Genomic DNA, 12,630 nt, shown 5'->3' on the forward strand with positions numbered 1-12,630 from the left:
ACAGTCGCTGAAGTTTTGATGAAGGGCAAAAAAGATTTGTGGTTAGTTGGAGAAGTTCTGCAGCAAAAATGGACGCATTACACCATTGCTTATGTCGGCATTTTGTTTGACGGATTGATTATTCCATTATTGTTATGGAAACGCACTCGAAAATTTGCGTTTTTCGCTTCCATTTTCTTCCATCTGTTCAATTCTTTCGTATTTCAGATTGGAATTTTCCCTTATCTATCTTTGGCATTTACCCTTTTCTTTTTCCCGACGAAAACCATCCATAAGTTATTTTTAAAACGGAAACCATTTTATGATCAAGACGAAGTCATTGTACCAAAGTACCATAAAGCATTTGTGACTGTATTCATCATCTATTTCATTGTTCAAATCGGTCTACCACTACGCCATTGGTTTTTTGAAGACGATGTGCTATGGACAGAAGAAGGCCATCGTTTATCATGGCGCATGATGCTCCGTGCTAAAAGTGGCCGCACAACCTTTAAAGTTATTAATGCCCAAACCAATTTAGAAATCCCGATCCAAATCGAAGATTATTTGACTCTAAAACAGCAACGTACGGTAAGCACGAAACCCGATGTCATTTGGCAATTTGCCCAACGTTTAAAAAAGATGTTTGCAGCTAAAGGCATCGACGTAAAGGTATTTGTGAATTCTTCTGTTCGGGTAAATGGTGGCGAACTCAACCAATTCATTGATCCCGATGTGGATTTGGGCAGTGTGAAATGGGAACCATTAAAACATAGCGCATGGCTGAGACCTTCCAAACTTAAAAGCACTTCGAAAAAATCAGAAGACCAAGATTATTTTGACTGAAATTAAAAGACTTCAGAACGACGCTTAAAATTTACTTATTTTTACCATCAAATTAAACAAATATGTTACAAGTACCATTTATTAGAGATCACAGAGAGAAAGTGATCGAAGGTTTGAAAAAAAGAAACCTTGATGCTGCGCAAATGATTGATGAAGTCATTGCCCTTGATGAAACCCGACGTCGTTTACAAACGGAATTGGATAACACCTTGGCAGAATCCAACAGTTTATCTAAAGAAATTGGCATCTTGTACAAATCCGGTCAAGCCGATCAAGCCAATGCCTTAAAAGCAAAAACTGGCGAATTAAAAGAAGCTTCAAAAACACTTGGAGACGATCTGAATACGACCGTAGAAGCTTTGAATCAATTGCTCTATAAACTTCCAAACGTACCTCATGACAGTGTTCCTGCTGGAACTACGGCTGACGATAATGAGGAAGTTTACAGAAAAGGAGACATTCCGACTTTGCATGCCAACGCTTTGCCACATTGGGAATTGGCTAAAAAATACGACATCATCGATTTTGAGTTGGGCAACAAAATTACGGGTGCAGGATTTCCTGTATATAAAGGAAAAGGCGCCAAATTACAACGCGCATTAATCTCTTATTTCTTAGATAAAAATACTGCTGCGGGTTATACCGAATATCAATTACCACTTTTGGTCAATGCCGCATCTGGCTTTGGCACAGGACAATTACCTGATAAAGAGGGTCAAATGTACCATGTCACGGAAGACGATCTTTATTTGATTCCAACGGCCGAAGTACCAGGAACCAACATTTTCAGGGATGAACTTCTCGATGCTGCTGATTTGCCAATTGGCATCACAGGCTATACCCCATGTTTCCGTCGTGAAGCCGGAAGTTATGGCGCTCACGTAAGAGGTTTGAACCGTTTGCATCAATTTGACAAAGTAGAAATTTTACGTGTCGAACATCCTGACAATTCCTACAAAGCTTTGGACGGCATGGTGGATCATGTCAAAGAAATTTTAGATGAATTGAAATTGCCATATCGTATTTTGCGTTTATGTGGTGGCGATATCGGATTTACCTCAGCCCTAACCTATGATTTTGAAGTGTTTTCTACCGCTCAGGACCGATGGTTGGAAATCTCATCCGTTTCAAATTTTGAGACCTTTCAGGCCAACCGCTTGAAATTGCGATTTAGAAATGCTGAAGGAAAAAATGAACTGGCGCATACACTCAACGGAAGCTCATTAGCGTTGCCAAGAGTTTTAGCGGGAATTTTAGAGAATTACCAAATGGAAGATGGCATTCAAATTCCTGAGGTTTTAATTCCTTATACAGGATTTGATAGAATCTAGATTGTAAGAAAAATCTTACTAATTTCGATATAATGCTAAAAAACCGTGTTGTTTAACGATTTTTTAGCATTTTTCTTTGTTTTTAGCCAAAAAATCTCCAAGTTAGTATTCACAAATAGAATTTGACCCCCATGAAAAATTTTATACGCATTTTAATCGTCATATCTTTAGTGCTCTTGGTCACTAGAGTTTTGTTTTAGATATAGTTATCGCATCATAACATTTTACAGCACCAACCAAGATAACTGAATCATTATAAGTAATGGTTAATAGCACATTTATTTTGATGGTGATGCCCAAACTTACGTTTGGGCATTTTTTTATAAAAACATTCACAATACCAACGACTTTAAGTGGCTATCTTTACATAAATTAGTTTCATGAAACAGCTTTTACCGCTCCTTTTCCTATTATTGGGATGCTTGTCTTTTTCACAAAACGATGAAGAACAATTGGCGGCCGACTATTACAAACGTGGCGAATTTGAAAAGGCACTCCTCTCCTATCAAAAATTATATGATGCCCAACCAGACAATTACAACTACATTTATTTTTTGATAAAAACACATCAGGAATTAGAACAATTTAAGGCTGCAGAAACACTCATCAACTCGAAAATACCCATTTATCAAAATCCGGCATTACTAATTGAATTAGGCTATAATTTTCAATTACAGAATGCGATGGACCAGGCGACAAAATACTATCAAGAAGCCATGAAGAAGATTGAAGAACGTCCTGGATTCGCTGTACTCATTGCCCGACAGTTTGAAGAGCATTCTTTGCTGGATTACGCCATTGAGACCTACAAAAGAGGTATGGCACTTGACCCCAATTTAAATTTCAATCGAGAACTTGCCAATGTGTACGGCCAACAAGGGAATATCGAATTATTTTTCACGTACTATTTGGCCTACGTTGAAGCCAGACCCGAATATTTAAATAATGCCAAATCACAGTTTAGCGATTTTATTTCAGAAAACAAGGACAATGAGAACAATCTCTTATTAAGAAAACTCTTGCTTAAAAAAATACAAACCCAACCGGACACCTATTGGTATGAACTGCTCAGTTGGCTCTACATTCAAGAGAAAGCTTACAGCAGAGCCTTTACACAAGAAAAAGCCTTGTACATGCGTCAACGCGAAAGTTTAAGCCGAATTATCGAACTGGCCATGACCGCACTGAGCGAAAAAGAAAATGACGTCGCTACAGAAATCTTACAGTATGTCCTAGCGAGCACTCAAAATATTGGCACTATTTTGACGGCCAACCAGTATCTGTTGGATATTGAAACAACAAATGCATCGCCAAAAGATTTACCGGCAATTCAAGAAAAGTACAAACAACTTTTCCTCACCTATGGCATCTCTGAACCCACTTTAGGATTGCAAATAGCCTATGGCAATTTTTTAGCATTCCATTTGAATAAACCCGAAGAGGCCAGCAACTTTTTAAAAGAAAGTTTAAAGCTTAATATTTCCTCCTTACAGCAAGCGGAAGTAAAAATGAAATTGGCCGACATATTGGTATTTCAAGAAAAATTCAATGAAGGCCTCATTTATTACACCCAAATTCAGGCGAACACAAAAAACAGCACCATCGCACAGGAAGCGCGATTTAAAGTGGCAAAAACCAGTTATTACAAAGGCGATTTTGAATGGGCGGAATCACAATTGAAAGTCTTAAAAGCGTCCACCTCACAGCTTATTGCGAATGATGCTTTGGAACTGAAATTATTGATTTCAGATAACAAGTATGAAGATTCGCTTCATGTCGCATTAAAACTTTATGCCAAAGCAGATTTGATGGCGTTTCAAAACAAAAAAGACGAAGCCATTTCATTATTGGATAAAATTCTGACGGAGCACAAAGGCGAAAGCATTGAAGACCAAGCACTTTTTAAACAAGCACAACTCTTTGTTCAGAAAAAGCAATATGACAAAGCCATTAAAAATTATGAATTCATCATTGCCTATTATAACGACGGTATTTTAGCCGATGATGCCTATTATTATTTAGCTGAATTGTACAATAACATCCTTGAGGAACCTGAAAAAGCAAAACCTTTATACGAAAAGATCCTCTTTAATCATCAGGACAGTATTTATTTTATAGAAGCGCGGAAGCAATTTCGGATGTTGCGTGGGGATGCGATAAATTAATTGACATTATGGTCTCATTATAAAGGATCTGTAAATAAAATCTTAAAAATCACTAACTTGCAATAAATAGATGATCATGGGAGGATTAACGATATCAAGTAAAATTCTGGACAAGTATTTTGGTTATTTGAAAAACTTAGACGTTCGAACGAAAAAAAACCTAATCCTCAAATTAACTGAGTCCATGGAAAACAAACCAAATAAAAAAACGAACCCAGAAGATCTCTTCGGTGCTTGGATTGACAAAAGAAGTTCTGACGATATAATATCCGACATAAGAAATTCTCGAATCGAAAAATTAAACACAGAAGATTTATAATGAAATATCTTTTGGACACTAATATCTGTATTCATTTTTTTCGCGGACAGTTCAATTTGATTGACAAAATTCTCGAAATTGATTTACAGAATTGTGCCATTTCTGAAATAACTCTTGCGGAACTCACTTATGGAGCTGAAAACAGCTCTAATCCAAAAAAGAATCTTGACCTCATCGATAAGTTTTCTGAACAGGTAAAAGTCCTACCGATTTTTAATGCGATTCATACCTACGCAAAAGAAAAAACAAGATTAAGAAAATCAGGAACTTTAATTAGCGATTTTGATTTGTTAATTGCCGCAACCTCTGTTTCTCATGAACTGATTATGGTTACTGAAAACATAAAAGAGTTTGAAAGGATATCAGATATTATAATTGAAAATTGGATTACTCGCTAATGCATTTAATTATATAGGTTTTAGAAATAAACCACTTCTTCCTTCAAAATCTATCTCCTCCAAAACACTATCAAACACAAAAAAAGATTAAATTCTTTGATGCCAACCAAGAACTTCTGTTCTTTGCAAGACAATTTTAAATTTAATACTCAATAATCAAGCACCAAATTCCAATGGATGAGATAAAGACTTTTGGAATTTGGAATTTGAGATTTTCAATTTTATAAATTATGATCATATACAACGTTACCTCAAACATACACGCCAGCATCCACGACCAATGGCTCGCTTGGATCAAAGAACACATTCCTCATGTTTTGGCAACAGGCCATTTTACTGAAGCCAAATTGACTAAAGTTCTGGTCCACGATCCTGAAGGCAGTGTCACGTATTCCGTGCAATACAGAGCAAAATCTCGTGAAGCCCTCGAAAGTTATTATAAAAACGATGCTGATAAGTTACGTGACGTCGGTTTCCAAATCTTTGGCGATAAGGTATTGTCATTCCGTACAGAACTGGAAGTTATTGATGAATACTCAGTTAAGTTTAATTAATTAGAAAATAGAGAAAAGAATAAAGAGAAGAGACGCTTCTCATTCTGAAACTTTGTGACTCTGCGCCTCTGCGAGAAAAACAAAAAACTTCTCTTCTCAAAAATAAATTCTCACTAACTTCGTACTTCAAGCATCGTGCTTCCAACTTCCAACTATGTCAAAAGATAATCAAGTCAGAGCAAAAAAACATTTGGGTCAACATTTCTTGACTGATGAAAGTATTGCTGAAAAAATTGCCGATTCACTTTCTTTCAAAGGTTATGATCATGTGCTTGAAATCGGGCCAGGCATGGGCGTTTTGACCAAGTATTTGCTTAAAAAAGACATCACAACGCATGTCATCGAAATTGACACAGAATCGGTAGACTACCTTCAAAAAAACTATCTTCATCTTGCCGATCGCATCATTGAAAAAGATTTCTTAAAGTATAACTTAAAAGAAGTTTTTGGAGATGAGCCTTTCGCCATTATCGGGAATTTTCCTTATAATATTTCATCGCAAATCCTGTTCAAGACTTTAGAGATGCGCGATCAAATTCCAGAGTTTTCAGGCATGTTCCAAAAAGAAGTGGCACTGCGCATTTGCTCTAAGGAAGGCAGTAAGGTGTATGGCATACTTTCGGTTTTAACACAGGCATTTTATGATGCCGAATATCTTTTTACGGTTCCGCCTTCAGTATTCAATCCACCACCAAAAGTGGATTCTGGCGTGCTCTTATTAAAAAGGAAAGAAAACTTCAAACTGGACTGTAACGAGCAACTCCTTTTTAGAGTTGTAAAAACAGGCTTTCAACAACGCCGTAAAACGCTTCGAAACAGTTTAAATTCACTGGATCTCTCTGAAAGCTTGAAATCAAACCCTATCTTTGGAAAACGTCCCGAACAATTAAGCGTACAGCAGTTCATCGAACTAACACAACTGATTGAAAACGATCGTTAATCTTTAAAAACAATCCATTTGGCAGAAGAAAGAGAGAACATACAATTTGAGCTAACTGACGAACTCATTGAACAAGTTCAGCAACTTATCGAAGATAAAAACGATGACGAGCTCCACCGACTTTTAAATGAATTCCATTACGCTGATATTGCTGAAATTCTAGATGAAGTTGATCTGGAAGATGCAGTGTATGTGATCAAACTTCTCGATTCTGAAACCACCTCAGAAATCCTGATGGAGCTGGATGAAGACCATCGAGAAAAAATATTGCGCAACCTGTCCTCCAAGGAAATCGCTGACGAAGTACAGGCTTTGGACACGGATGATGCTGCTGATATTCTTTCGGAACTTTCTGAAGAACGTCAACGTGAAGTCATCCATCACTTGGAAGACGAAGATCATAAGGCTGAAATTACCGAATTACTGGCCTATGACGAAGATACTGCGGGCGGACTCATGGCCAAGGAATTGGTTAAAGTCTACGAAACCTGGACCGTTGCCAGCTGTTTGCGCCGCATCAGAGGGCAGGCCAAGGATGTGACTCGAGTCCATTCTATTTATGTCGTCAACAAGCAAAACAAACTCATTGGACGCTTGTCTTTAAAAGATTTAATTATCGCCAAAAGTGATGAGAAAATTGCCGACATCTACATCAAAAATGTCGATTATGTAAAAGTGGACGAAGATCCCGAAGAAGTCGCAAAAATCATGGCCAAATATGACTTGGAAGCCATTCCTGTGGTTGACGATGATATGGTTTTATTAGGACGCATCACCATTGACGACATTATCGACGTCATGATTGAAGAAGCCGATAAAGATTACCAATTGGCCGCCGGTATTACGGGAGATGTGGAAGCTGATGATAGCATTTGGCAACTTACAAAAGCGCGTTTGCCCTGGCTTCTTATTGGAATGTTTGGAGGTATCGGTGCCGCCAGTATCATTAATGGGTTCAGTGATGCCATGATGCAATTCCCCGCCTTGTTACTTTTTATTCCGTTAGTGCAGGCCACGGCAGGAAATGTAGGCGTACAATCTTCCGCCATCGTGGTTAAAGGTTTGGCAAATGGCACCATTGACAGCAATATTATCCATCGTCTTTTTAAAGAATTACTCTTAGGATTGGTCAACGGGTTGGCAATTGCCTTTGTCGTTTTAATGATCAGTCATTTCGGATTTCATACCACCTATTTAGAATCCCTAACCATTTGTGTGGCCTTGGTAACAGTTATTATGATGGCCGCAGTCATTGGAACCTCAATGCCAATATTCTTGGACCGTCGTGGCATTGATGCAGCCGTAGCCACGGGACCGTTTATTACTACCAGTAATGATGTTTTCGGGATTTTAACTTATTTTCTCGTCGCTAAGATGATTCTAGGGTTTTAGGGTTCTAGGTTTTTAATGTTTTGGGCGTTCCCTTTCAGGTCGCGCTTTCCATTACAATCTTTTGCGAAAAGCAAAAGGATTTCCATTTCAAATGCGGAGCATTCACGAATACCATAGTTTATAATAAAAATGCTGAGTAATCGCTAAGGCAAATTGCACGGTTAAAAGTTAACTTGTTAAGTTGACACTATATGGTAGATTATCAATATTGAACATAAAGTGCTCTTCTGCTAATAATTCTCGAAGTTTTTAGGCTTTAATATTTAGGGCGTTCCCTTTCAGGTCGCGCTTTCCATTGCAATCTTTTGCGAAAAGCAAAAGGATTTTCATTACAATCGCTAACGCGAATTTGGCATTTAAAAGAAAAGTAGTTAGTTAGAAACAAAATTTGAAATACATCTCAAATGAAAACTGCTCTGCTCCCAATATTTTCGATGTTAAAAATTCCTTCCCTTTTTTCAAGGGAAGGTGGATTTAAGCCCAGAAAAGGGCTTAAAGACGGAAGGGTTGTAAAATCTCACAAATCCATAAACAAATTAACCACACAAAACCTCTCAGGTTTTAGAAACCTGAGAGGTTTGACAACTCATAAATCAAGCTCAAAACCACCGCGTCGTCTGCTTCTATTCTGAAGCAGAAGCCACTCCTCCTTTCAAAGGAGGAGAATTCCTATCAGTCTCATTTTAAAAACTGCAAGATTCAAAATTCCTTCCCTTTTTTCAAGGGAAGGTGGTTTCAATTCCAGAAAAGGAATTGAAGACGGAAGGGTTATAGAATCTCACAAATTCAGTAAAAAAATAAACTCCCTAAACCTCTCAGGTTTTCCTCCTACGCTGAAGCTTCGGTGGACAAGTAAAAACCTGAGGGGTTTGACAGCTCAGAAATTATACTGAAAAACCACCTCGTCTTCTGCTTCTATCCTGAAGCAGAAGCCACTCCTCCTTCAAAAGGAGGAGAAGTTAGTTTGTGATTAAATTTTTAAAGACGTCGAAATCAAAAAGGATCAAATGAAAATATTCTGATCACCATTCTTATTTCTTAAGTAAAATTGACAGAAATCAAAATGCCTTTTCTTAATTTTGAAATTATGAACTTTTAAAAATAGATTCCTGCCTACGCAGGAATGTTACCATGAAAATCCTCCACCTCGATACCAACCATCGTTTACTCATCGATCAGCTCTACGCTATGGGCTATCAAAATGATGAAGATTATACGTCTTCCAAACAAGCCATTGAAGCTAAAATACAGAATTATGACGGTGTCATTTTAAGAAGCCGTTTTAGCATTGATAAACAGTTTTTAGATGCCGCTAAAAACCTAAAATTTATCGGTCGCGTTGGTGCAGGATTAGAAAACATTGATTGTGACTACGCTCAACAAAAAGGCATCCACCTCATCGCGGCACCAGAAGGCAACAGAAACGCCGTTGGCGAACACGCTTTGGGCATGCTCCTATCTTTATTTAACAAACTCAATAAAGCAGACCGTGAAGTGCGCTCTGGGAAATGGCTTCGTGAAGATAATAGAGGTATTGAACTCGATGGAAAAACCGTTGGTCTTATTGGTTATGGCAATATGGGCAAAGCTTTTGCCAAAAAACTACGCGGCTTTGAAGTTGAAGTGATCTGTTATGACATCAAAGCCAATGTAGGCGATGACAATGCCAAACAAGTGTCTCTAAAAGAATTCCAAGACCAAGTGGATGTTGTGAGTTTACATACACCACAAACACCATTGACCTTAGGCATAGTCAACGCCGACTTTATCAACGCATTCAAAAAACCATTTTGGTTCATTAATACAGCGCGTGGTAAAAGTGTCGTGACTAAAGATTTGGTAGCTGCTTTAAAATCTAAAAAAATTCTTGGCGCAGGATTAGATGTTTTAGAATACGAAAAGTCATCTTTTGAAGACCTATTTACTTCTGAAATGCCACAGGCATTCAAATACCTCATCCAAGCAGAAAATGTCCTCTTAACCCCACATGTGGCAGGTTGGACCATAGAAAGTAAAGAAAAACTGGCACAGACTATTGTTGATAAAATAAAGGCCATTTCAAAGTCCTATTGATATTTAAGTTTCAAACACTAATTATGTGCATTGAAAAACCCTAAAAGTTGGGCTTTGAATTCAGTCATAAAGTCTTTTTTGTTAAATCAAATCTTTTTTTTGCTACCTTTAAACTTCTAACTTTTAAAACATTACAAGGAAGATGACTGAAAATAACAATTTAAGTGACGATATGCTGGACAGCGCAAAAGATAACAATAAAAAATTTACAGAAGACGTCAAACGTTCTGCTGAGGAATTTTCAGATGGAGCTAAAAAAAGTGCTAAAGAGTTCTCATCAGGAGCAAAAGAAGCCTTCGGAAACACCCCAGGTGAGAATAAAAAAATATTAGCTGGTATTCTTGCTATTCTCGTAGGATCTTTAGGTGTCCACAAATTTATACTAGGGTACAATAAAGAAGGCGGAATTTTATTAGGAGCCACATTAATTGGCATGGTACTCTCCTGTGTAGGTATTGGCATATTTGTAATTTGGGCAACAGGATTAGTGGGATTAATTGAAGGTATTATCTACCTTACAAAATCTGATGCTGAATTTTACGCTACCTATCAAGCAGGCAAGAAACCTTGGTTTTAATCATTTTACAAAAGCTGAAAATTATATTATTCGGCTTTTGTAAAATCAATTAAAATTTGTATTTAATTCAATGTTTAAGAGGATATTGCAACTCCTAATAAAACGCAAAAGATTTATAGAAGGAAAGAATAAGAGAAGTTTTATAATTAAGAATTAGGCAATAAGGAATTATTTTTAGACTTCAGGAGCATCCCCATTCTCCGCAAATTTCCGCTCCATCTCCGCTTGAAATTCTTCCATCACAGGTTTCACGGTGCTTTCTGGTAAGTCGGCTATTCTGATGTACATTAAGCCATCCACAGCGTTGTTGAACAATGGATCAACATTAAACGCAACCACCTTCGCATTTTGTTTAATGTACTTTTTGATGAGTATAGGCAAACGCAAAGTGCCTGGTTCCAATTCATCAATAATCCTGTCGAATTTCACCAAATCGGCTGCGGTTTCATCAAAAACAAAGTCCTTATCGGCATCCTTTAACTTGACCTTGAACTCCTTTTTAGGATGCACATATTGTGCGATATAAGGATCGTAGTAATTGGATTTCATAAATTCAATCATCAGCGATTTTGAAAAGTTGGTAAATTTATCGCTAATGGTCACGCCACCAATTAAATATTTATGTTCTGGATAACGCAAAGTGGTATGTACGATACCTTTCCATAAAAGGAACAAAGGCATGGGTTTGAGCTGGTATTCTTTAATGATAAAAGCACGTCCCATTTCAATGGATTCGCTCATCATTTTATAAAGTTCGGGCTCAAAACGGAATAGATCCTGAAGATAAAACCCGTCAATACCATAAGCAGCAAATATTTTTGAACCTAAGCCCATACGATAAGCTCCCGCCAATTTATGAGATTCATTATCCCACAAAAACATGTGGTGATAATAATTATCAAACGGATCTAAATCGATGGATTGGTTGGTGCCTTCGCCAACTTCACGAAACGTGATTTCACGCAAGCGTCCGATTTCACGCAAAATATTGGGAATGTTCTGGGAGTCAGTCAAAAAGACTTCGTAGTTTTTGCTTTGTAAAAGTCGGCCGTCATTTTCACGTAAAAAATCCACTTCCTTCTTCATATCTTCCACACTCACTGGTGTGACGATGTTTTTGATAGGTTTTGGAACTTTCAAGGTTGAAGAAATATTGCTCAGAATATTGCCCTTTTGATCAAAAGAATTGGCCAACATATAGGTTTTCTTTCTTAAAAATTCTGAAAACTCTTGAAGGGTAGACAATTCTTTTTGGTCTGCTACAGAAATTGGTCTTCCTATCCTAACCTTAATAACACGTCGTTTTTGGGTCAGCACTTCTGAAGGCAATTTTGCCGTCCGGAACGTATCACTGATTTTAGAAAGCTTATAAAAAAGCTGGCTGTTTTTAGCATGAAAATAAATAGGCACTACAGGAACTTCTGCCTTTCGGACAAGTTTCATTGCAGCCTCTTCCCACGGGCGGTCAACAACCAATTTACCATCTCTATAAGTGGACACTTCTCCTGCTGGAAATACGCCTAATGGATGTCCATCACGCAAATGCGAAAGCGCAGCTTTAAATCCTGAAATACTTGACTTGACATCTTTTCGGTCTTCAAATGGATTGACCGGCATGATGAAAGGCTTCATCGGTTCAATACGCTCTAGTAGGAAATTGGCGATGATCTTAAAATCATCGCGTTGCTCCAACATTAATTTGAGCAGCAAAATCCCGTCAATTCCTCCCAACGGATGGTTCGATACGGTTATGTATGCGCCATCTTTTGGCAATCGTTTTAAATCATCTTCAGGAATTTCAAAACGAATCTGAAAATCGTCTAAAAGAGCATCTAAAAACTCAACGTTGCTTAAATGTTTATTGCGATTATAAACCTTATTAATTTTGGATATTTTAAGTACTTTCATAAGCACCCAACCGCAAAACGTACCAAAAACGCCATATCTATCTAAATGTATGGCTTGGGCAACTTCTTTTGCATTTACTAATCCTGTTTCCGGCTGTTTGGTCATGGCTACAAACCTAATCAATTTATTTAATAAAATAGCGGTGCGA

The 12,630-nt window shown here is 37.6% G+C and carries 11 protein-coding genes; 10 read left to right on the forward strand and 1 reads right to left on the reverse strand.

Features of this window, described 5'->3' with window-relative positions; all coding sequences use genetic code 11:
* The 10 genes from ABIQ28_RS03040 to ABIQ28_RS03085 all read left to right on the forward strand — a co-directional run.
* A partial coding sequence (locus ABIQ28_RS03040) for an HTTM domain-containing protein (RefSeq protein WP_348035277.1) occupies positions 1-825 on the forward strand: 825 nt, incomplete at its 5' end.
* A 62-nt stretch (positions 826-887) separates the two neighbouring features.
* Entirely contained in the window at positions 888-2,156 is a 1,269-nt protein-coding gene (serS, locus tag ABIQ28_RS03045; protein ID WP_348035278.1) for a serine--tRNA ligase, read from the forward strand.
* Between the two features lie 380 nt (positions 2,157-2,536).
* Complete coding sequence (locus tag ABIQ28_RS03050; protein ID WP_348035279.1) at positions 2,537-4,321, forward strand: tetratricopeptide repeat protein; 1,785 nt, start codon at positions 2,537-2,539, stop codon at positions 4,319-4,321.
* A 76-nt stretch (positions 4,322-4,397) separates the two neighbouring features.
* Positions 4,398-4,640 carry a hypothetical protein gene (locus ABIQ28_RS03055; RefSeq protein WP_348035280.1) on the forward strand — a complete coding sequence of 81 codons (243 nt, stop codon included), beginning with the start codon at positions 4,398-4,400 and terminating at the stop codon, positions 4,638-4,640.
* The gene (locus tag ABIQ28_RS03060) at positions 4,640-5,038 is read left to right on the forward strand and encodes a type II toxin-antitoxin system VapC family toxin (protein WP_348035281.1); all 399 of its coding nucleotides are present in this window, start codon (positions 4,640-4,642) and stop codon (positions 5,036-5,038) included. Before ABIQ28_RS03055 ends, ABIQ28_RS03060 begins: the two co-directional genes overlap by 1 nt.
* Positions 5,039-5,268: 230 nt before the next feature.
* Complete coding sequence (locus tag ABIQ28_RS03065) at positions 5,269-5,592, forward strand: DUF4286 family protein (protein ID WP_348035282.1); 324 nt, start codon at positions 5,269-5,271, stop codon at positions 5,590-5,592.
* 154 nt (positions 5,593-5,746) lie between these two features.
* Positions 5,747-6,532: a 16S rRNA (adenine(1518)-N(6)/adenine(1519)-N(6))-dimethyltransferase RsmA gene (rsmA, locus tag ABIQ28_RS03070; protein ID WP_348035283.1), complete on the forward strand. Its 786-nt coding sequence runs from the start codon at positions 5,747-5,749 to the stop codon at positions 6,530-6,532.
* Between the two features lie 18 nt (positions 6,533-6,550).
* Positions 6,551-7,924: a magnesium transporter gene (gene mgtE / locus ABIQ28_RS03075; RefSeq protein WP_348035284.1), complete on the forward strand. Its 1,374-nt coding sequence runs from the start codon at positions 6,551-6,553 to the stop codon at positions 7,922-7,924.
* A 1,131-nt stretch (positions 7,925-9,055) separates the two neighbouring features.
* Positions 9,056-9,997: a 2-hydroxyacid dehydrogenase gene (locus ABIQ28_RS03080; RefSeq protein ID WP_348035285.1), complete on the forward strand. Its 942-nt coding sequence runs from the start codon at positions 9,056-9,058 to the stop codon at positions 9,995-9,997.
* A gap of 142 nt (positions 9,998-10,139) precedes the next feature.
* Positions 10,140-10,574 carry a TM2 domain-containing protein gene (locus ABIQ28_RS03085; protein ID WP_348035286.1) on the forward strand — a complete coding sequence of 145 codons (435 nt, stop codon included), beginning with the start codon at positions 10,140-10,142 and terminating at the stop codon, positions 10,572-10,574.
* 174 nt (positions 10,575-10,748) lie between these two features.
* On the opposite strand, the gene ABIQ28_RS03090 is transcribed toward ABIQ28_RS03085, so the two are convergent.
* Complete coding sequence (locus ABIQ28_RS03090; RefSeq protein WP_348035287.1) at positions 10,749-12,587, reverse strand: lysophospholipid acyltransferase family protein; 1,839 nt, start codon at positions 12,585-12,587, stop codon at positions 10,749-10,751.
* Between the last annotated feature and the right edge of the window lie 43 nt (positions 12,588-12,630).

Origin of the sequence: Gelidibacter sp. (genome assembly GCF_039916245.1) — a bacterium.
Taxonomy (GTDB): Bacteria; Bacteroidota; Bacteroidia; order Flavobacteriales; family Flavobacteriaceae; genus Gelidibacter.